The 19746-nt window shown below is 62.9% G+C and carries 20 protein-coding genes; 3 read left to right on the forward strand and 17 right to left on the reverse strand.

Annotated elements, in window-relative coordinates:
* Positions 1 to 112 precede the first annotated feature (112 nt).
* On the reverse strand, positions 113 to 520 hold the full coding sequence (locus tag NKJ32_RS06505) for a tautomerase family protein (protein WP_352827108.1): 408 nt from the start codon (positions 518 to 520) through the stop codon (positions 113 to 115).
* Positions 521 to 634: 114 nt separating this feature from the next.
* Here NKJ32_RS06505 and NKJ32_RS06510 point away from each other — a divergent pair, with 114 nt between their 5' ends.
* The gene (locus NKJ32_RS06510) at positions 635 to 1528 is read left to right on the forward strand and encodes a LysR substrate-binding domain-containing protein (protein WP_352569670.1); all 894 of its coding nucleotides are present in this window, start codon (positions 635 to 637) and stop codon (positions 1526 to 1528) included.
* A 157-nt stretch (positions 1529 to 1685) separates the two neighbouring features.
* Here the strand turns inward: NKJ32_RS06510 and NKJ32_RS06515 are convergent, their stop codons facing one another.
* On the reverse strand, positions 1686 to 2594 hold the full coding sequence (locus NKJ32_RS06515) for a DMT family transporter (RefSeq protein WP_502897422.1): 909 nt from the start codon (positions 2592 to 2594) through the stop codon (positions 1686 to 1688).
* Between the two features lie 321 nt (positions 2595 to 2915).
* Here NKJ32_RS06515 and NKJ32_RS06520 point away from each other — a divergent pair, with 321 nt between their 5' ends.
* The gene (locus tag NKJ32_RS06520) at positions 2916 to 3422 is read left to right on the forward strand and encodes an OsmC family protein (protein WP_352448969.1); all 507 of its coding nucleotides are present in this window, start codon (positions 2916 to 2918) and stop codon (positions 3420 to 3422) included.
* A gap of 152 nt (positions 3423 to 3574) precedes the next feature.
* On the opposite strand, the gene NKJ32_RS06525 is transcribed toward NKJ32_RS06520, so the two are convergent.
* The 14 genes from NKJ32_RS06525 to rpsF form a co-directional block, all read right to left on the reverse strand.
* Positions 3575 to 3796 (reverse strand): hypothetical protein, encoded by a 222-nt coding sequence (locus NKJ32_RS06525; RefSeq protein ID WP_352795737.1) that lies wholly within the window; start codon positions 3794 to 3796, stop codon positions 3575 to 3577.
* Between the two features lie 129 nt (positions 3797 to 3925).
* A complete protein-coding gene (locus NKJ32_RS06530) occupies positions 3926 to 4555 on the reverse strand; it encodes a hypothetical protein (RefSeq protein WP_352782778.1) in 630 nt (209 codons plus the stop codon).
* 80 nt (positions 4556 to 4635) lie between these two features.
* Positions 4636 to 5382 carry an SDR family NAD(P)-dependent oxidoreductase gene (locus NKJ32_RS06535; RefSeq protein WP_352827111.1) on the reverse strand — a complete coding sequence of 249 codons (747 nt, stop codon included), beginning with the start codon at positions 5380 to 5382 and terminating at the stop codon, positions 4636 to 4638.
* 23 nt (positions 5383 to 5405) lie between these two features.
* Entirely contained in the window at positions 5406 to 5675 is a 270-nt protein-coding gene (locus tag NKJ32_RS06540; protein WP_352647443.1) for a hypothetical protein, read from the reverse strand.
* Between the two features lie 14 nt (positions 5676 to 5689).
* On the reverse strand, positions 5690 to 7159 hold the full coding sequence (gene purF, locus NKJ32_RS06545) for an amidophosphoribosyltransferase (protein WP_023677717.1): 1470 nt from the start codon (positions 7157 to 7159) through the stop codon (positions 5690 to 5692).
* Positions 7160 to 7284: 125 nt separating this feature from the next.
* Entirely contained in the window at positions 7285 to 7956 is a 672-nt protein-coding gene (locus NKJ32_RS06550) for a CvpA family protein (protein WP_023677716.1), read from the reverse strand.
* A 47-nt stretch (positions 7957 to 8003) separates the two neighbouring features.
* Positions 8004 to 9422, reverse strand: coding sequence for a DNA repair protein RadA (radA, locus tag NKJ32_RS06555; RefSeq protein ID WP_352453216.1), 1419 nt, complete (start codon positions 9420 to 9422; stop codon positions 8004 to 8006).
* A 228-nt stretch (positions 9423 to 9650) separates the two neighbouring features.
* On the reverse strand, positions 9651 to 11141 hold the full coding sequence (locus NKJ32_RS06560) for a replicative DNA helicase (RefSeq protein ID WP_023677714.1): 1491 nt from the start codon (positions 11139 to 11141) through the stop codon (positions 9651 to 9653).
* 206 nt (positions 11142 to 11347) lie between these two features.
* On the reverse strand, positions 11348 to 12316 hold the full coding sequence (locus NKJ32_RS06565) for a small ribosomal subunit Rsm22 family protein (protein ID WP_352467172.1): 969 nt from the start codon (positions 12314 to 12316) through the stop codon (positions 11348 to 11350).
* A 3-nt stretch (positions 12317 to 12319) separates the two neighbouring features.
* A complete protein-coding gene (locus tag NKJ32_RS06570) occupies positions 12320 to 12643 on the reverse strand; it encodes a YnfA family protein (protein ID WP_352467171.1) in 324 nt (107 codons plus the stop codon).
* Between the two features lie 81 nt (positions 12644 to 12724).
* On the reverse strand, positions 12725 to 14014 hold the full coding sequence (locus NKJ32_RS06575) for a cyclopropane fatty acid synthase (RefSeq protein ID WP_352467170.1): 1290 nt from the start codon (positions 14012 to 14014) through the stop codon (positions 12725 to 12727).
* Between the two features lie 154 nt (positions 14015 to 14168).
* Entirely contained in the window at positions 14169 to 14753 is a 585-nt protein-coding gene (gene rplI, locus NKJ32_RS06580; protein WP_254820243.1) for a 50S ribosomal protein L9, read from the reverse strand.
* A 214-nt stretch (positions 14754 to 14967) separates the two neighbouring features.
* Positions 14968 to 15216: a 30S ribosomal protein S18 gene (rpsR, locus tag NKJ32_RS06585; RefSeq protein ID WP_006203718.1), complete on the reverse strand. Its 249-nt coding sequence runs from the start codon at positions 15214 to 15216 to the stop codon at positions 14968 to 14970.
* On the reverse strand, positions 15216 to 15716 hold the full coding sequence (gene rpsF / locus NKJ32_RS06590; RefSeq protein WP_023677709.1) for a 30S ribosomal protein S6: 501 nt from the start codon (positions 15714 to 15716) through the stop codon (positions 15216 to 15218). The genes rpsR and rpsF overlap by 1 nt, the downstream gene beginning before the upstream one ends.
* Before the next feature lie 455 nt (positions 15717 to 16171).
* Here rpsF and NKJ32_RS06595 point away from each other — a divergent pair, with 455 nt between their 5' ends.
* Positions 16172 to 17716: a pilus assembly protein gene (locus tag NKJ32_RS06595; RefSeq protein WP_023677708.1), complete on the forward strand. Its 1545-nt coding sequence runs from the start codon at positions 16172 to 16174 to the stop codon at positions 17714 to 17716.
* Positions 17717 to 17747: 31 nt separating this feature from the next.
* Here NKJ32_RS06595 and NKJ32_RS06600 read toward each other — a convergent pair whose 3' ends face one another.
* Complete coding sequence (locus NKJ32_RS06600; RefSeq protein ID WP_352827115.1) at positions 17748 to 19673, reverse strand: LTA synthase family protein; 1926 nt, start codon at positions 19671 to 19673, stop codon at positions 17748 to 17750.
* Positions 19674 to 19746: the final 73 nt, after the last annotated feature.

The following is a 19746-nucleotide window of genomic DNA, read 5'->3' on the forward strand; positions in this document are numbered from 1 at the left end:
GGCTCTTCAGTGGCCGCTTCGGGTGAGAACCTAGCCGAAGTTGGATCAACGTCAATGCGGCTCCATTTTTCCTTCTCTTCTATGTTTGATTCGGCTCGGCTGCCTATCGCAGCTACGCCGCTTTCATCCTTCCGCTGATGAACCGGAATTCCTGCGTCTTGCCGCCAAAGCCATAGGCGGCTGCAGGCACTTCATGCACGAGGGCGTAGCTTTCCTCATGCACCTTACCCAGCAGCCGGCCGAATGCCGCGAAAATTGCCTGCAGATACGTCTCCAGTTCGAGCTTGGTGTTGGTGCCGTCGACAACCTTGATGTCGAGCCAGGCCGTGTTGGTGCCATGCTCGGCCAGCGACTTGGCGCCGGCGAACCAGTGCTCGGGGTCGTGATAGGAAATGGCAACAGCTGTGATCGTCGCGTCCTTGCGCAGATGCGTGGCCGTCAGTTCGGTCACTTCCTTGGCAATGGCGGCGGACAAAGCGGCATCGGGCTTGCCGGTAACGCTGACATTGATGATCGGCATATTTCTTCTCCTCGGTTTCAAGCGGCGCCTCTTCGCCGTCGAGAAAATCATGCCATCGTCCTTTGATCAAAAAAATCGAATTGTTTTTGATAAACACTTTGATAGCATCGAACTATGCAGATGTTCGATCCCGACCTCCTCAAGACTTTCCTCGCTTTCGTCGATGGCGGTTCCCTGGCGCGGGCCGCGTCGATCGTCGGTCGCTCGCCGTCCGCAGTGACCGCGCAGATGCAGCGGCTGGAGGATGTTGTCGGCGAACCGCTGCTGGTGCCGCAGGGGCGAGGGCGCGGCCTGACGTCGGCAGGCGAGGATCTGATCGTTCACGCGCGTCGCATCCTTGCCGCGCACCGCGAGGCGTGGCTGGCCCTCAAAGGCGCGCACGCCGACGGGCGCGTCGCCATCGGCACCACGCAGGATTTCGCCGACAGCGGCTTGCCGCAGCTTCTCAGGGCTTTTGCTGTCAGCCATCCGCGCGTCAGGATCGAACTGCGCGTCGGCCGTTCCGCCGAACTGGCGCAGGCTTTGCAGGCCGGCACCCTTGATCTGGCCATTGCCATGCGGCAGGTGCCGACACGGGACGAAGTCGGTGTGCTCAAGGAACCAATGATCTGGCTTTGCTCACAGAACGGGTTGGCCACCCGCCACGACGAACTGCCCTTGGCGCTGCTCGATCCCCATTGCGGGTTTCGCGAAGCGGCGACCAGTGCACTCGATGCGGCCGGCCGTCGCTACCGCATTGCTGCCGGCAGTGCCAGCCTTGCCGGCCTGCGCACGGCGGTGCACGCCGGCATCGCCTTGACGTTGAGGACGGCGCGCTTCGCTCATTCCGGCATCGTCGAGGCGCCGCGCGATCTTGATCTGCCGCCGGTGCCGGTCGCCGAATTCGCCGTCCGCTTGCGTGAGGATGCCGACCGGCCGGCGCAGGATCTGGCCGCGTTGTTCAGCGGCAACCTGGCCTTGGCCAATCGAGCCAGCAAAGAAAAAGCCGACCTTGCGGTCGGCTTCTAAGTAGGACGGGCCGAGGGGTTTGGGGGGACTTGGGGTGGCCCGTCGCAGCCATAATGCCTGAGCCCTATGATGGTTCCATGACTTTTCAAATTAATTTTCAGGACCGGATTTCTCGTGATCGGACCACCAACTCGCGCTCGGACGCGGCGAGGATTGGTCATGCATCCGCTGCGCGCTGCCTAGCCATCAGCCAGTCGCGGCCGGCGTGAGCGAACACCGCGCAAAGCACGATGGCGCCACCGACCATGCTGGCTGCCGGCGGGATCTCCGCCAGGAACAGGAAGGCAAACAGGATCGCGAATGGCACTTCAGCTGAACCCAGCAATCCGGACTCGGCCGCCGGAATAAGCCGGGTGCCCTCCGTCCACAGGATCGAAGCCAGCGCGAACGAGGCGCCGAAGGTGACTAGAAGCACAGCGTCCCTGGCCGAGACAGCCAGCGGATCGGCGACGAACCAGCCGAGCACGAACAGAAGGAATGCCGACACCGCACCCGCCCACACCACCGGCGTGTCGCGGAAGGCGCGCACCATGATCATGTAGAGCGCGCTGCCGATCGTCATCAGCAGCGCCAGCCCGTCGCCGAACAAATGGCCGGTGCCGAAGCCGGACCAGACCATGATTGCCACACCGCATAGTGACACAGCAGCGGCGGCAAGCGTCTGCAGCCGGAACGGCTCGCGGACTAACAGGAGGGCCAGCAGCGCGGTGACGAACGGGGCCGTGGCATAGATGATCGCGACATTGGCGACAAACGTGAACTTGAACGCCGAGATAAAGGCGATGCTCGCGAGCGCGCCCTCGATCGCCAGCAGCCAGCCTCGCCAGCCGAGCCGCAAGCTGTCGCGACCGCCGGAGCGCTGGCGGCGCCATAGGACATAGAGGCTGATCAGGATCGAGCCGACGAAGCCGCGCCAGCAGGTAATGGTCAGCGGGTCGGCATGGATCGATTTGGTCAGCACGCCGGTGAGGCCGAAAACGGCCGCCGATGCCGAGACCAGGATGATGCCGAGGGTACGCTCGCGGGCGCTTTCCACTGTGCATGGCATGTCCAGCGATCCCGTCATCTCACCAGCCTACGCTGCCCCTTCCTGACACCATAGTGTCAGCTTGAGGCGTCCTGCATCGAAAACAGCAGGTAGGCAGCCCCGGTGAACAGGATTCCGGCAAGAACCCGTTCGCGGGTTTCCACGATGGCGATATCGGCCATATGTCCGGCGGCCTTACGAATGTGTTGCGAGAGACGGTGTGAAGGCGTTGGATGCTCCCCGTATCGTCAGGCTATACGGGCGAAACCCTGCCAAGCGCTACGCCAGTGGAGACTTGCGTTTGGGCAGGCGGCATCGCCGTTAGGCAGCGAAGCCAGGCAACTATGGGAGAGAAACGAAATGGACGCGATTGCATTGAAGGCCATGCAGGCGCCGCTGAAGGTGGCCTATCGCGACGACGCCTCGCGCGCGCTGATTACTCTCCGCGCCAAAGGCTCGATCGACGACCAATCGATCGCCTGCAAGGTCGAGACAGGCAGGGCGATCGCCATTGCCGGGCTGCACCCGGCGACCGGCGGCACCGGGCTCGAACTCTGCTCCGGCGACATGCTGCTGGAGGCACTGGTGGCTTGCGCCGGCGTCACGCTGAAGGCTGTAGCGACGGCGCTGGAATTCAAGCTTGGGGCCGCCACGGTGGAAGCCGAAGGCGACCTAGACTTTCGCGGCACGCTTGGCGTGGCAAAGGATGCGCCGGTTGGCTTCCGCGCCATCCGGCTGACATTTGGCCTCGACACCGACGAGCCGCAGGAGCGCATCGATGCGCTGCTCAAGCTGACCGAGCGCTACTGCGTCGTGTTCCAGACCATCAGCCAGAAGCCGGAGCTGACGGTAAGCGCGCGACGCTGACGATCTCCCCCCTTGAGGGGGAGATGTCGCCGAAGGCGACAGAGGGGTTGTCTCGCGTGAAGCGCCAACCGCTGCAGCAGGCCGAGCCCGGTCGGACCAACCCCCGCTGGCCTGTCGGCCATCTCCCCCTCAAGGGGGGAGATCACGCTGTCCTACTGCGCCGACGGCTCCTCGGCGTCGCCCTCGTCGGCGAAGGGCGAGGCGCTCGGCACGCACTGCACCGACCAGCCGGCCGGCGTCGGTTGCTTCTGGTATTCGGCTATGGCGAAGGCGCACTGTTCGCGGGTGTCGAATGTGCTGGGCAGCACGACCATTCCGCCTTGCGGGCCGGCGATCACCAGATACCAGACTAACGCTACGCTCGGTGCCGCCATGAGTATTTCCTCGCTCTGCTTGTTTTGGGAGTCGCACGATCCTAGCAACTCCGGCCCAGCGGCGAAAGCTGGGCCAAAGCGCGGCGTTAAGCCACGGCATCACAGCCACGTGATGTCGGGTCGTTTGGTTCAGTTCACCGCAAAACAATAGAACAGGCCGTCGCCGCCGGTGCCCTTCAGCGCTTCCTGGCTGCAGCCACCGCGTGACGCATGCGAGGAATTCCACGATTTGGCGGCTGCCGAATCATCGAGGCCGGTACGATCGTGATGACCCATCATCGCCACACCTTCTGCTCCGCTCAGCGTCCAGTCGCCGCAGGTCTGGTCGGCTATTTTCGTGCCATCCGGCTTGGAGCCGGTCAACACGTCGTGCCGGTTGGGCGTGTCGCCGCGGCCGTTGACCATTTGGCCCTTTTCGTCGAGTGCCGTCTGTTTGGTGATGGCGTTGGCATCGCTATGCAGGGAAGCGACATCATCGGCGATCTTGACGCCCTTGGCGTTGAACCACGGGCCTTTGCCGATACGGTCGCGTGCATCGGTATCGCTGGTCGAGAGATAGGCGCGCCATGTCTTGCCGGTAACGCCCGCGGCTTCGGCCAGTGAACTACAATGGGCGTCGGCGCCGGCGAGACCGCCGAGATCGGCGCCTTTGCCGGAGCCGACGCTGGTGACGAAAAAGCTCATCGTTGCCTCCTGCGACGACGCGGCGCCGATCACTGCAAGCAGCGCGGTGGCAGTCAAGAGAAGCAGTCTCCGCATATGGTCCTCCGTTTCTCGAATTGTGGCACCCGAACAACGTTGGTGCCGGCGCAATTCTTCCGGCAAAATGCGATGTGTGGCTATTCCGGCTGCCGGTAGGCGACAAAGCGATTGTGCTTGGCCTGGAAGATCAGCCCGGTCTCCTTGAGCGTAGGGCTGGCCAGCGGCACGATACGCTTGGCCATCTCCGAAGGGTGCGGCAGTGTTTCAGGATCCTCGCCGGGTACGGCCTGCGCCCGCATCGCGGTGCGCGTTGCCCCGGGATCGGCGGCATTGACCCTGAGCGGCAGGTTTTCGGTCTCATGCGCCCATGAACGCGTCATGGCCTCGACCGCCGCCTTCGACGCCGCATAAGGCGCCCAGAAGGCGCGTGCGGAGTGGGCAAGGCTGGAGCTCAGCACGATAGCACGGCCGGCATCGGAAAGCCTGAGCAGCGGGTCGACCGAGCGGATCAGCCGCCATGTTGCGGTGACGTTGATGGTCATCACCTTCTCGAAGGTCTTGGCCTCGACATGGCCGATCGGGGCGATGACGCCGAGCACAGCGGCGTTGGCGACCAGTATGTCGAGCTTGCCCCAGCGCTCGTGGATGGCGCCGCCCAGCCGGTCGATCCCCGCCATGTCGGCAAGATCGAGCGGTACTAGCGTCGCCTGTCCGCCACCTGCCTTGATCTGGTCGTCGAGTTCTTCCAACCCGCCGACGGTGCGAGCAACCGCAATCACATGCGCACCGGCCGCGGCAAGCTCCCTGGCGATGAAATAGCCGATACCGCGCGAGGCGCCGGTGACGACCGCAACGCGGCCGGAGAGGTCAAGGGCAGAAATCATGAGGTCACTCTCAAGATCAAAGGTTACGGAGACCAGCTACTATCATAACCGGTCGGAAACCAGATTCCCCGACGCAGGTAATGGCCGATATTCGGCCTGACATGGTTCTGGTCCAGGGTGTCCAGATCGGGGATGATCTTGATCCTGTAGGCGGTTGGAAATTTTCCGCTGGCAAACAACCGTGTTTTGGCGAGATCTACCGCATCCGTTTCGTCTTCTGCGGTGATGCCGACGCCCATCGGAAAACCGTGGCGGCGTCCTGCTTCAAAATCCAGCCAGAACAGCTTCAGCATTGAAGCAGCGTCTGCTAAGACCCGCCCGCCGCCAGTAGCGACAGCGTGCGCACATTGTCGGAGCCTTCGAAGTCGGCAAGCCGGGTCGGATACTGGCCGGTGAAGCAGGCGTCGCAGAATTGCGGCTGCTCGTTGTCGCGGCCGGCCTCGCCGACGGCGCGGTAGAGCCCGTCGATCGACAGGAAGCCGAGCGAATCGACGCGGATGAACTCGGCCATCTCCTCCACCGACATGCGCGACGCCAGCAGCTTCGACTTTTCCGGTGTGTCGACGCCGTAAAAGCAGGAGGCGCGCGTCGGCGGCGAAGCGATGCGCATATGCACTTCCTTGGCGCCGGCATCGCGCACCATCTGGACGATCTTCTGGCTGGTGGTGCCGCGCACGATCGAATCGTCCACCAGCACCACGCGCTTACCTTCGATCATGCGGCGGTTGGCGTTGTGCTTGAGCTTGACACCCATGTGGCGGATCGAATCGCCGGGCTGGATGAAGGTGCGGCCAACATAGTGATTGCGGATGATGCCGAGCTCGAACGGAATGCCCGCGGCCTGCGAAAAGCCGATCGCCGCCGGCGTGCCCGAATCCGGCACCGGCACGACGATGTCGGCCTCGACCGGACTTTCCTGCGCCAGCTCGGCGCCGATGCGCTTGCGCACTTCATAGACGTTGCGGCCTTCGACCGACGAATCCGGCCGCGCGAAATAGACATATTCGAAGATGCAGAAGCGGGTCTTCTGCGGCTCGAACGGGAACAGGCTTTCGATGCCCTTGCTGGTGACGACGACCATTTCGCCGGGCTTCAGGTCGCGCACGAAACGCGCACCGATAATATCGAGCGCGCAGGTCTCGGAGGCGAGAATCCAGGCGCCGTCGAGATCGCCGAGCACCAGCGGGCGGATGCCGAGCGGGTCGCGGCACCCGATCATCTTCTTGGACGTCATCGCCACCAGCGAGAAGGCGCCTTCGACTTGGCGCACCGCATCGATGAAGCGCGAATTCAGGTCGCGCTCCTTGCTGGTGGCAACCAGGTGCAGGAGCGTTTCGGTGTCGGAGGTGGAAGAGAAGATGGCGCCTTGCTTCTGCAGGGCGCGCTGAACGGTCATGGCGTTGGTGAGATTGCCGTTATGGGCGACGGCAAAGCCGCCATCGGCAAGTTCGGCGAAGAAAGGCTGGATATTGCGCAGACCGGCGCCGCCGGTGGTGGCATAGCGTGTGTGGCCGATGGCACGGTTGCCTTGCAGGCTGTCGATGACACGCTGCTTAGTAAAGGTGTCGCCGATCAGGCCGACATGGCGTTCGACATGGAATTGGGTGCCGTCATAGGAAACGATGCCGGCCGCTTCCTGGCCTCGATGCTGCAACGCATGCAGACCGAGCGTTACAATGGCTGCGGCGTCCTGCCGGCCGAAAATGCCGAACACGCCGCATTCGTCGTGGAAATGGTCGTCGGCTTCGGCGGAAAGCACGTCGTCTGCGTCTGCCACTGAGGCTGCCATTGGGGCTCAAGCTCCGCTAAAGTCGCCATATAAGGTCATAGCGCATCGAAAGCAACGCACGTCGTGCGGCGTTCACATGATCGACAGTCTTGAGCCTCGCAAGTCTGTCGAAATCAGTTTGCCGGCGCCGGGTTTGCAGGTGCCGGCGTCGCGGGCGCATTGTCGGCCGGCGGCGCATCGCTGTCGTCGGGTGCCGGAGCAGTGGCGTCGTCGCCGGCGGCAGGGGCTTCCGCTGCAGGCGCGTCGGGGGCCAGAGGCGTCTCGGTGGCCGGCTGATTCGGATTGAGCTTGTTGAGGATGGCGTTTTCCGGATCCTCGGGCAGCAGGCTTTCGAGCTTGGCGCCGATCGATTCGAGCAACGGCTTTGACTTGGCGTTGGCAATCCAGCCTGGAGCCTTGGCGCCGGCCAGCCAATTGAAGAAAAGCAGCGCGACAGCCACGACCAGGATGCCGCGCGCCGCGCCATAGAGGAAGCCAAGTGTACGATCGAGCGCGCCGATCCTGGAATCGATGATCCAGTCGGCGAGCTTCATGGTGATGACCGAAACGACGATCAGCGCGACAATGAAGACGATACCGGCGGCCGCCGCCATGGCGGCCTTTTCGTTGTCGACATAGGGCTGAATGTAAGGCAGCACCGGCTTGTAGAAGAAGAAGGCGGCGGCCGCGGCGGCTGCCCAGGAGATGATCGACAGGATCTCGCGCGAAAAGCCGCGAACCATAGCGAGCATCGCCGAGACCAGGGTGAAGCCGACGAGAATTCCGTCAAGCAGCGTAATCGGCATGTTTTTCGCCCCACTCCGATCTCTTTTTCACGACTCGACGAGCCGCATCACTCTTGCTCGTCGGCGCGGCTGCGCCGAGAGCCGGCTATGCGCGCCACGAGATCGGCAAGCTCGGTGGGCTGGAAAGCGCCGGCTCCGATCCCCCCGACCCCATTACCACCAACAAGTTCCTCGCTGCCCAAGGGCAGAACCGCGCGTCCGAAACCCAGCTTTTCGGCTTCCTTGAGGCGCTGCTGCGCATGCGCAACCGGCCTCACCGCACCCGAAAGGCTGATTTCGCCGAAATAGACGCAATCGGCGGGAAGGGCAAGACCGGTGAGCGAGGAAACCAGTGCCGCCGCCACCGCCAGGTCGGCCGCCGGCTCCGAAATGCGGTAGCCGCCGGCAACGTTGAGATAGACGTCGTGCGTGCCGAAGCGGACGCCGCAATGGGCTTCCAGAACCGCCAGGATCATCGACAGCCGGGCACCGTCCCAGCCGACGACGGCGCGGCGCGGTGTGCCCAGCGTCGATGGCGCCACCAGCGCCTGGATCTCGACCAGCACCGGCCGTGTGCCTTCCATGCCGGCGAAAACCGCGGCACCCGGCGACTTCGCATGGCGCTCACCGAGGAAAAGCTCGGACGGGTTGGCGACTTCCCGCAAGCCCTTGTCCGACATTTCGAAGACGCCGATCTCATCGGTTGGCCCGAAGCGATTCTTGACCGTGCGCAGGATGCGGTAGTGGTGGCCGCCTTCGCCCTCGAAATAGAGCACCGCGTCGACCATGTGCTCGACGACGCGCGGTCCGGCGATCTGGCCCTCCTTGGTGACGTGGCCGACCAGAACGATCGCCGCCCCTGTGGATTTTGCGTAGCGGATCATCGCCTGGGCGGCGGCACGCACCTGGGTCACCGTGCCGGGCGCCGAATCGGCCATATCGGTCCACAGCGTCTGGATCGAATCGAGAATGACCAGATCCGGCCGCTTGCCATCGGCGATGGTGGCGAGGATGTCCTCGACATTGGTTTCGGCGGCGAGCTCGACCGGGGTGTCGGCGACGCCGAGCCGCTGGGCGCGCAGCCTGATCTGCGCGACCGCCTCTTCGCCCGAGACATAGACGATGCGGTGGCCCTTTGCCGCCAGCGCGGCCGCGGCCTGGGTGAGCAGCGTCGACTTGCCGATGCCGGGATCGCCGCCGACCAGCAGCGCCGAGCCGCGCACGAAGCCGCCGCCGGTGGCCCGGTCGAGTTCGCCGATGCCGGAGACGATGCGCGGCGCGTCCTCGATGTCGCCGGAGAGGCTGGTCAGCACCACCGCGCGGCCCTTGCGTGCATTGCGCGTATTGGCCGGGCCGGAGCCGATACCGCCTGACGTACCTTCCTCGACCAGCGTGTTCCACTCGCCGCAGGCATCGCATTTGCCAGCCCAGCGCTGATGCACCGATCCGCAATTCTGACAGATGAACTGAATGCGGGATTTGGCCATCAGGCGCGGCCTGCGGCAATTGAAAGACAGGTCAGCGGGACAGCGGCCCCCTCTGTCCTGCCGGACATCTCCCCCTCAAGGGGGGAGATTGGCAGCTCCGATATTGCCGTACATCTAGCAGCATTGACGATTGCCGAAAGCCGAAATGACATCCGATCTCCCCCCTTGAGGGGGAGATGTCCGGCAGGACAGAGGGGGGTGCGAAGGAATGAGACCTGTATCAAGAGGTCACTCGAACCGATCCGGCAAATGATGCTCTTCCGCAAGGTCCGAGAAGCGGGTGAATTCGCCCTGGAAGGCGAGGCTGACCGATCCCGTTGGGCCGTGGCGCTGTTTGGCGACGATGACCTCGGCCTTACCGCGCATCTCGTTCATCTCGTGTTCCCATTTGATGTATTCGTCGGTGCCCGGCTTCGGCTCGCGGTTCTTCAGGTAATATTCCTCGCGGTAGACGAACAGCACCACGTCGGCGTCCTGCTCGATGGAGCCCGATTCGCGCAGATCCGAAAGCTGCGGGCGCTTGTCGTCGCGGCTCTCGACCTGGCGCGACAGCTGCGACAGCGCGATGATCGGCACCGCCAGCTCCTTGGCTAGTGCCTTGAGGCCGGTGGTGATCTCGGTGATTTCCTGGACGCGGTTTTGCGAGGATTTCGCGCTCGATCCCTGCATCAGCTGGATATAGTCGATAACAATGACGTCGAGGCCGCGCTGGCGCTTCAGGCGACGCGCGCGGGCCGACAGCTGAGCGATAGAAATGCCGCCGGTCTGGTCGATGAACAGCGGGATTTTCTGCATTGTCTGCGAGCAGGCGACCAGCTTTTCGAAATCCATCTCGCTGATCTCGCCGCGCCGGATTTTCGACGACGGGATTTCCGTCTGTTCGGAAATAATGCGGGTGGCCAGCTGTTCGGATGACATTTCGAGCGAAAAGAAGCCGACGACGCCGCCATTGGCCGCCTTGAACGAGCCGTCCGCCTGCTGCGCCGGGACATAGGCCTCGGCGATGTTGAAGGCGATATTGGTGGCGAGCGAGGTCTTGCCCATGCCGGGGCGGCCGGCAATGATGATCAGGTCGGACGACTGCAGGCCGCCCATGCGGCGGTCGAGATCGCGCAAGCCGGTAGCAACGCCCGACAAATGCCCGTCGCGCATATAAGCCGCATTGGCCATGTCGACGGCGGTCTTGACGGCATCGGTGAAGCTCTCGAAGCCGCCATCGTAGCGGCCGGTTTCGGCCAATTCGAACAGGCGCCGCTCGGCATCCTCGATCTGGTCGGAGGGCGACATGTCGACCGGCGCGTCATAGGCGATGTTCACCATGTCCTCGCCGACAGTGATTAGCGCGCGCCGCGTCGCCAGATCGTAGATGGCGCGGCCATAGTCGGTGGCGTTGACGACGGTGACGGCCTCGACCGCCAACCGCACGACATATTGCGCCACCGTCATGTCGCCGACCTTCTCGTCGGCCGGCAGGAAGGTCTTCAGCGTGATCGGCGTCGCGATCTTGCCCATGCGGATGAGCTCGGCCGCGACCTCGAAGATCTTTCTATGCAGCGGCTCGTAGAAATGGCCGGGCTTCAGGAAGTCGGAGACGCGGTAGAAGGCATCGTTGTTGACCAGTATGGCGCCGAGCAGCGCCTGCTCGGCCTCGATATTGTTCGGCGCCTCGCGATAGAGCGGTGTTTCCGCCACGCCGAATTTTCGTGCTGCCTCTGCCATGATGTCCCCGGTCCTGATCCCCGTCTCTCGATATCAGAACGAGACAAGTCAGTGATGACTTATCTGCATCAGTCCCCAACCAACCAACTTTGATGCCCGCGATTCACAGCCAGGATCTTTCGGTGGAAAGAATCTCGATTGACTCGAATCAAGATGGCGAGCCTAGCCGTTCTCAGGCGAGAACAAAACAGGAAAATAGCTGCCGGTCATTCCGGCAAGGCATCACCCCAATCCAGTCGCCGCGCGGCCTTGAACGTCTCGCCGTCGCGCTTGGTGAACAGTCGCTCGGCAGCACCCCCATCCTGTTCGCAAAGCTTCAGCAAGACCTTGCCGGAGCCCGACTTCGGCGGTGCGATCACTCGCGCTCGAGGCGGAGCGGCCGGATGGCGGGAGGCCGCGACAAAGATGAATTTCTCGTCCTCCCACGGCACCTCGGCATCCTTGGCCAGACGGTGTAGGCGCGAGCGGGCGACGCGGCGGGCGAAATGGCACCAGTCGGGGGCGACGAGCGGGCAGGGCGCCTCATGCGGGCAGGGCGCAAGCACGTGCGCGCCCGCCTCGATCAGCTGCCGCCGCACGGCAAGAATACGCTGCCAGCCGGCCGGCGTGCCCGGCTCGACCACCAGCAGCGTGTCTGCGGTCAGCTGCCAGAGCCGGTCGACGAGTTTTGCCAGCGATGCCGGCGCGATCTCATCCAGCACATAGGCTGAAGTCACCAGCTCGGCCGGCTCCAGATCGACCAGGTCGATGGTGATGTCGCCGGTCCGCCAGGCGGTCCTGGCCGTGATCGAATCCGCGGCAAGTGCTTCGCCGACCCTTCGTACCGCGGCGCCGGCCTCGAGTAGCACCGCCTGTTCGAGATCCGGCCAGAGATTGATTGTGGCCCAAAGCACCGTGCCAGGGCCAGCGCCGACATCGAGCAAGGTCTTCGGAGCATAGTCGGGCCGAGACTCGCCCACCGCATCGAGGCTGGCGCGAACGGCCGCATAGGTCGCCGGTAGCCGCGTTGCCAGATAGGCCTTCACCGCCATGTCTTCGGCCATGTGCAGGCGACCGTCGCGCAACTCTGCGCGGTAGCGGTCCGACAGCGTCTTTGCCGCTTGCTTAAGCATCGGCAACGGCACCTGTTCGAGAAGGCGGTCGACGCCTTGTCTAAGCGGGACGGGCAGTTCCATCGCTTAGGCAGTCCGAGGTGCGAGCAGAATGACCGAGGCGCCAACGATGCAGATCGCGGCACCGGCAAGATCCCAGCGGTCGGGGTGCACGCCTTCCGCCAGCCACAACCAGGCCAGCGAGGCGGCAATGTAGATGCCGCCATAGGCGGCATAGGCCCGGCCCGCCGCGCTGGTGTCGACCAGCGCCAGCAGCCACGCGAATAGCACGAGCGAGACGAGACCGGGCGCCAACCACAGCGGCGACTTGTCCAGCCGCCACCACGCCCAGAACGAAAAGCAGCCGGCGATCTCGGCAAGTGCGGCGGCGACGTAGAGGAGGTAGGTCATGAAAAAAGGTCCTGCGTTGACGGGACCCTTTTCAGCGTGCCGGCCGGCAATGACAAGCGGCAATGGCGTGATGCCGGCAGTCTACTCCGGATCCGCCACCTTGCGGCGGCGAGTGGGCTTGGCCACCGGAGCCTTTTCGCGACGTCCAAGATCGCGCATCTCCAGCGCCTTCTCGCAACTGGCCATGTAGTCGCGCGTCATCGGCAGCGTGTCGTTCTTCTTGGCAATCTGGATCTGGAAGATCACCAGATCCTGCCAGCGGAAGGCAGCTTCCGAGGCGGCAAGATAGAACTCCCACATGCGGCAGAAGCGCTCGTCATAAATCGCCTTGGCCTTGTCGCGGTTGGCCGCGAAGCGCTCGCCCCAATGCTTCAGTGTCTCGGCATAATGCAGCCGCAGAACCTCGATATCGATGACGACGAGCCCCGATTTTTCGATGGCCGGCATCACTTCGGATAGCGACGGGATGTAGCCGCCCGGGAAGATGTACTTGCGGATGAAGGCGCTGGTTGCCCACGGCACGCCGGAGCGGCCGATCGTGTGCAGCAGCATGACGCCGTCCGGCTTCAGCAGCGTCGCCGACTTGTCGAAGAAGGTGCGGAAATGATTGACCCCGACATGCTCGAACATGCCGACGGAGACGATGCGGTCGAAACGCTCATTGAGCTCGCGATAGTCCTTGATGTCGAAATGCACCCGGTTTTGCAGGCCTTGCGCATGGACGCGGTCGGTGGCGACGCCGTGCTGCTCGGTCGACAGCGTCACGCCTTGCACGTCGACGTCGAACGCCTTGGCTAGATAGAGCCCAAGCCCACCCCAGCCGGAGCCGATATCAAGAACCGTCTGGCCGGCCTTCAGCCTGAGCTTGGCGGCGATATGGCGCTTCTTGGCCGCTTGTGCCTCGTCGAGCGTCATGTCCGGCTGCTCGAAATAGGCGCAGGAATATTGCATGTCCTCATCGAGGAAGAGGCGGTAGAGGTCGCCCGACAGATCGTAATGGCGCTGCACGTTGCGGCGCGCCCGCGACGCCGTGTTGATCTGCTGCAGGCGCCGGAAGGCGTGGCGCAGACCTTCGATCGCCTTCGACCAGGTGGCATCGATACCGCCGCTGCCCATGTTCTGGAAGGCAATCCGCATCACCCCCAGCACGCCGCCCTCGAGAATGTCGAGTTCACCGTCCATGTAGGCTTCCGGCACCGCCAGCATCGGATCGAAGGTTATTGCGCGCTCGGCATGCCTTGTCTTAATGTGCATGTGCACCGGCTCGCCGCTGCCGTCACCGAAAGTCACCATCGAGCCTTGCGGCCCTGTCACCTTGAGATTGCCTATGCGGACCAGGCGGTCGAGAACGCGTTTCAGCAGAATATTCATGACCAATTGTCCCCTCTCGGCCAGACATGCTGTCCTATTCTGCATCAAGATATAGGGGTTCGAAAAGTTCCATTTGGCATAAAAATGCCCGGGTACGAGGCCCGGGCATTGGTCCAGAATAGCGATTAGCCGGCGAATGCCGACGAAATGACGATCAGCCGTTGTCTTCGCCGCCTTCGAACTCCGCATTCGGATCGAAGAAGTTTTCCGGCCGCGCATTATCGTTGATGTCCTCGCCGTAGATGGCTTCGGCGGTGGTCAGTGTTTCGCCCTTGGCCTGGCGCTCGGCTTCGTCGGCCGTGCGGGCAATGTTGAGCGTGATGGTAACCTCGACTTCCGGGTGCAGCGCGATCGCCACATTGGTGACGCCGATGGTCTTGATTGGCTGGTTGAGCAGGATCTGGTTGCGGTTGACCGAAAAACCTTCCGCCGTCACCAGCTCGGCGATGTCGCGCGTCGAGACCGAACCATAAAGCTGACCGGTTTCGCCGGCCGAGCGCACGGCGATGAAGCTCTTGCCGTCGAGCTTTTCTGCAATCTGCGCGGCTTCGGACTTGCGCTCCAGGTTGCGGGCTTCGAGCTGGGCCCGCTGTCCCTCGAACTTCTTCTTGTTAGCTTCGTTGGCGCGCAGCGCCTTGCCTTGCGGCAGCAGGAAATTGCGGGCGAACCCGTCCTTGACCTTGACGGTATCGCCCATCTGGCCGAGGCGGGAAACGCGTTCGAGAAGAATGACTTCCATGGTTTTGTTCCTTCGCTTGGGCGCTATCCTCAGGATCGGCGCCGAGTTGTCTGGAACAGGTCAGGAAGCTGGGGCGTCGCCGCCTGTGTCGCTGTCCTGCCTGTCGCGGCAGTTAGGATCTCTTGTCGAAATCCAACCCGGGATTTGGTGTTCGATCCGGCTACGCCCGTCGTGGCCGGTGAAAAAGCGGGCGGCGAACCGCCCGCCTGAAGTGTTAGCGGACCACGTAGGGCAGCAGGCCGAGGAAGCGGGCGCGCTTGATCGCCTTGGCGAGTTCGCGCTGCTTCTTCTGGCTGACGGCGGTGATACGCGATGGCACGATCTTGCCGCGCTCGGAGATGTAGCGCTGCAGAAGCCGCACGTCCTTGTAGTCGATCTTCGGCGCGTTGGCGCCGGAGAACGGGCAAGTCTTGCGGCGACGGTGGAAGGGGCGCCGGGTTGGGATCTGGTTGATGTCGACCATTATTCTGCGGCTCCTTCAAAGCCTTCGCGCGGACGGCGCGGGCCACGATCGGCACCGCCATCGCCGAAGCTGCGCGGCGGACGATCACCACGGTCACCGCGATCGCGGTCGCCGAATGAGCGCGGGCCACGATCGCCACGGTCGCGGTCGCCGAAGCCGCCGCGTTCCGAGCGCTCTTCGCGCTTCTGCATCATTGCCGACGGACCTTCCTCATGCGAATCGACCTTGATGGTCAGGAAACGCAGCACGTCCTCGGACAGGCCCATCTGGCGCTCCATTTCATTGAGCGCGGCCGGCGGGCAGGTGATGTCCATGAGTGTATAATATGCCTTCCGGTTCTTGTTGACCCGGTAGGTGAGGGACTTCAGTCCCCAGTTCTCGACCCGGCCGACGGACCCGCCATTCGCGGTGATGACGCCCTTGTACTGTTCGACAAGCGCATCGACCTGCTGCTGCGAGAGGTCCTGCCGGGCAAGAAACACATGTTCGTATAGAGCCATAGTGTTCGTGCCTTTCTTCGTTTCTCTCCCGGTTCCCGGCGGCAAAAGCCTCTGCAACTTCTCTGACCCGCAATCCTTGCGAAGGCGGGGAAGAAAGGAGCATGACGAGACGGTCGAGAGCGGAGACATGGGAGGCGGAAGCGCTTCTGGCTTCACGCGAAGGTTTCGAAAAACCTCCGGCCCTCCGTTCAGCCCCCAGCAAGGACCGGCAGATTGCGGGCGTCTATACAGGAATTTGACCGCAAAGCAAGGCCAAACGACAGGGCAAACGGCCCTACCGTCCCAGAGCGCCACGGGCCTCGACGGCAAGGCGTACGGATTTCCTGAAACCGGACCTTAACCACCATGCGAAGTTCCAGCACCGGCGGGCGTGGCGGCAACCCGTCGTTCATCATGCGGATGCAAAAGCAAACAGTCTGTGCGAGGTCGGCAGCAAGGCGGTTTTGGGGACAAAAATGCTTTTCGACAAATTCTGCCGTTCGAAGAGCGGCAACTTTGCCCTGATGCTGGCGTTCGGGCTGCCTGCGGTTCTGACCGCCGTCGCCTTTGCCGTGGACGTGTCCACCTTGATGAGGGCCAAGGTCAGCTTGCAGAACGCGCTCGATGCCGCGAACCTTGCATCTTCGCATCTCGGCGACATCGAGGCTTCGCGCAAGGACGTCTTCGACCGCTACTTCCAGACCAATGTCGCCGGCCACAGCGAGTTGAGGAACGCCGAAGCGACGCTTACCGTGGAAAGGGGCCTCAATTACATCCAGACAAAGGCTGTCGCCATGGCCGACGTCAATTTGAACTTCGCCTTCCTGTTCGGCAACGACAAGCGCATCACCGTCGATGCCGGCGCCGTCGAATCGACCAATCAGCTCGAAGTCGTGCTGGTGCTCGACAATACCGGGTCGATGGCCAGCAACGATCGCATCGGCGCATTGCGGACGGCGGCGACGGCCCTGATCGACATGCTCGAAACGGCGAAGTCGCCGACGCGCAGCGTACGTGTAGCGGTGGTGCCGTTCGTCACCGCGGTCAACGTCAAGGGCGAGGACTACGATCCGGCCTGGATCGACATGGCCGGCAAATCGCCGAACAATGGCGCCAATTTCCCCTTGGTCGGCGGCAAGCGCGTCAACCATATGGACCTGTTCAAGCAATTGGGCGTCGAATGGAGAGGCTGCGTCGAAGCGCGGCCCGGAACCAACAATGTTTCCGACATTTCGCCCGACCAAAACAAACCGGACACCCTGTTCGTACCCTATTTCGCGCCGGACGATCCAGGTAACGCTAAAAATCCAACCAGCTCCTACGGCAATTCAGCGACCGGCTACAACAATTCCTATCTCGACGATACCGTTGTCACCGTGCTTCCCGGCCTCACCAGCGACATGGCGAAGTACAGTGTTTCGACGATGAAGCTGATCAACGACAAGAGAGGCCCACTGACTATCGGCCCAAACCGGGCCTGTCCGACGCCGATAGTGCCGCTGACCGATGATTTCGACAAATTGCGGAAGGCCGTCGGTGAGATGATCGAATGGAACGGCTCGGGGACCAATGTTTCGGAAGGCTTGTCATGGGGGATGCGGGTGCTCTCGCCGGAACCGCCTTACAGCGACGGCGCGCCGTTCAGGGCGTCAGGCACGACCAAAACGGTGCTGCTGCTCACCGACGGCGAGAATGTTGTCTATGGCGCGAAGGATACGCCACAGAAGTCGGACTATGGCTCCTACGGATTCCTGGCCTCGGGTCGGTTTGGATCCAGCGACCAGACCGCGGCTGCGCGCAATGTCGACGATTGGACAACCAATGTATGCAACACATTGAAGAAGCAGGACGTGCAGATATTCACAGTGCTGCTGCAGGCCGACACCGCAGCCAACCGCAAGCTTTACGAGGCCTGCGCATCGTCGCCGTCGGATTATTACCCGACCAACGACGTCAGTCAGCTCGAAAGCGTCTTCCTGAAAATCGGAAGCTCGATTTCGCAGCTGCACTTGACGAACTGAACGACGTCGGCCGCTCTCCCGCCGCCGCTGCTCAACTCGTGTGTGCAGCCACTTTGCCTGTGGTTTCGGGGAAGAAATCGGGCGCCGCATGGCGCTTGCCGAACATCATGTCGTATTGCAGCAGACGGAAGTCGCGGATTGCCGGATCGATCTCTTTCTGACGCGACCAATCGGGGGTGGCGTCGCCCCCCGGTGCCAAAAGCAAATTGCGGTCGATAACGCGGTAGCGCTCTCGCAACTGTCCGAGGAAGCCGGTGTAATAGGGATGGCTGATGCCGGCTGTCTTCAGGATATGGTAGGGCAGGAAGGACGGGCTGACGGCGCCCAGATCCTCGGCCGGGCCGCTGCGATTCGACCAGACGATCAGCGGCGTCTGGTGGTGCAGCAGCATCTGGTCGGCCGCCTCCTTGCGCGGCGCAACATTGTCCTTCAGGAAGCCGGTCTCGACGTAGACCGGCCCAAGCGGCGGCAGATGGTCGCCGAAGAACGCGATGACGGTCGGCCGCTCGCGTTTCTTCGCCCATTCGATCAGCCGCTCGAGGCCGCGGTCCGCGTCGGAAGAGCCTTCGGCATAGCTCAACAGCGATTCACGCGCCCATTGGCTGATCGGCGCCTGCACCTTGTGGGTCGGATTGTTATAGCGATACGGCTCATACGGCCCGTGGTTCTGCAGGCTGACGGCGAAAAAGAAGACCGGCTCGGCGCTGGTATCGGCTTCGTGGATAATCTCGTCGGTCATCGCAGCGTCCGACGCGAGCGGTCCGCGCTTCTGCATGGGCGGCAACGTCTCCTCGGACTTGAAGTCGTTGAAGCCGAAATCGGCATAGACGGCCCCCCGGTTCCAGAACCAGTTAGTGCCGGGATGGATAGCGCGCGCCCGGTAGCCTTGACTTTTCAGGAAGGTCGCCAGCGAGGGAGTCGGTGTCCGCACATATTGCTGGTAGGGAATGCTGCCCGCCGGCAGGAAGGCGTTGGAAAAGCCGGTCAGGGCCTCGAACTCGATGTTGGCCGTCATGCCGCCGAACTCGGGCGAGAACATGTAACCCGTGCGCAGTGCCCGCACATTGGGGACAGGGTCGGGCGTGATGGTGACGCCGGGTAGCTTGGTCGGATCCCAGAAGGATTCGCTCATGACGACGATGATGTCGGGCTTCTCGGCGGGTACCGAAGCCGTCACCTGCGGTTTGCCGATCGCTTCGATCGCCTTGCCGGAATAGCCGGGCGGCGCCGAGACATGCGCCATCGGGACGTTCAGCGCGAAGGCGAGCGCAAAACCGTTCGAGGCATAGTTTTCCTTCTGGTCCCACATGATCGGGATGATCTGCAGCCGGTCGCGTGTCCACGAGAAAGTGGCATAGTCCATGATGGAGACGAAGAAGGCGATCAGCGGCACCGTCAGCGTCAGCCGGGCAAGGCGGCCCTTGTGGCTGAGTGCCGGAACGCGGCGGCGCCATAGCCGCCAGCCATAGACGAGCAGCGACAGCCCGCCGACGATGCCGATCGCCAGGGCAATGGCGGTTCCCGGGCGATCGCGTACCAGAAGCGGCATCAATGCCACGATCTGCCGGGAATAGAGGAAATCGGTCGGATAGAGCGGATCGCCGAGATACAGCGACTTCTGGTGGCCGACGAACGCCAGCGACAATGTCAGCGGCGCGACGATCATCAGGCTCTGGTGACTGCGGCCGAGCACGGCGTCGAGGCCGATGAGGATCAGCGCAAAAATGATGATCGTGGTCCAGCCGGGTTTGAAAGGCTGCAGAAAGAAATCAATGGTGCCGGCAAAGTTGCCGCGCACGATCAGTTCGATGGCAAACACAAGGATGGCCGCAGCCAGCAAGCTGATAAGGCCATAGCGGATGACAGGCCATTTGCGCGCCGGCAGATAGCCGGTCGACGGATCGCCTTCAAGAAACTGGGGCGCCGCCTCGGCTGCGCTCTGCTTGGTCTTTGCCACTTCAATAGTTCCCCGGCCCGCAACAAAAGCGTCACTCGATTGTCATCGAACTGTCACGCAAAGCTTAGCGCCT

It is taken from the genome of Mesorhizobium sp. M0159 (genome assembly GCF_040322295.1).
Classification (GTDB): Bacteria; Pseudomonadota; Alphaproteobacteria; order Rhizobiales; family Rhizobiaceae; genus Mesorhizobium.

Coding starts and splice junctions, on each gene's coding strand:
- NKJ32_RS06530 (WP_352782778.1), bottom strand. CDS start 4,555: ATGCGGAGACTGCTTCTCTTGACTGCCACCGCGCTGCTTGCAGTGATC.
- NKJ32_RS06520 (WP_352448969.1), top strand. CDS start 2,916: ATGGACGCGATTGCATTGAAGGCCATGCAGGCGCCGCTGAAGGTGGCC.
- NKJ32_RS06535 (WP_352827111.1), bottom strand. CDS start 5,382: ATGATTTCTGCCCTTGACCTCTCCGGCCGCGTTGCGGTCGTCACCGGC.
- NKJ32_RS06560 (WP_023677714.1), bottom strand. CDS start 11,141: ATGGCAGAGGCAGCACGAAAATTCGGCGTGGCGGAAACACCGCTCTAT.
- NKJ32_RS06550 (WP_023677716.1), bottom strand. CDS start 7,956: ATGCCGATTACGCTGCTTGACGGAATTCTCGTCGGCTTCACCCTGGTC.
- NKJ32_RS06595 (WP_023677708.1), top strand. CDS start 16,172: ATGCTTTTCGACAAATTCTGCCGTTCGAAGAGCGGCAACTTTGCCCTG.
- NKJ32_RS06515 (WP_502897422.1), bottom strand. CDS start 2,594: ATGACGGGATCGCTGGACATGCCATGCACAGTGGAAAGCGCCCGCGAG.
- NKJ32_RS06510 (WP_352569670.1), top strand. CDS start 635: ATGCAGATGTTCGATCCCGACCTCCTCAAGACTTTCCTCGCTTTCGTC.
- rpsR (WP_006203718.1), bottom strand. CDS start 15,216: ATGGTCGACATCAACCAGATCCCAACCCGGCGCCCCTTCCACCGTCGC.
- rplI (WP_254820243.1), bottom strand. CDS start 14,753: ATGGAAGTCATTCTTCTCGAACGCGTTTCCCGCCTCGGCCAGATGGGC.
- NKJ32_RS06525 (WP_352795737.1), bottom strand. CDS start 3,796: ATGGCGGCACCGAGCGTAGCGTTAGTCTGGTATCTGGTGATCGCCGGC.
- NKJ32_RS06570 (WP_352467171.1), bottom strand. CDS start 12,643: ATGACCTACCTCCTCTACGTCGCCGCCGCACTTGCCGAGATCGCCGGC.
- rpsF (WP_023677709.1), bottom strand. CDS start 15,716: ATGGCTCTATACGAACATGTGTTTCTTGCCCGGCAGGACCTCTCGCAG.
- NKJ32_RS06565 (WP_352467172.1), bottom strand. CDS start 12,316: ATGGAACTGCCCGTCCCGCTTAGACAAGGCGTCGACCGCCTTCTCGAA.
- NKJ32_RS06505 (WP_352827108.1), bottom strand. CDS start 520: ATGCCGATCATCAATGTCAGCGTTACCGGCAAGCCCGATGCCGCTTTG.
- radA (WP_352453216.1), bottom strand. CDS start 9,422: ATGGCCAAATCCCGCATTCAGTTCATCTGTCAGAATTGCGGATCGGTG.
- NKJ32_RS06575 (WP_352467170.1), bottom strand. CDS start 14,014: ATGAATATTCTGCTGAAACGCGTTCTCGACCGCCTGGTCCGCATAGGC.
- NKJ32_RS06540 (WP_352647443.1), bottom strand. CDS start 5,675: ATGCTGAAGCTGTTCTGGCTGGATTTTGAAGCAGGACGCCGCCACGGT.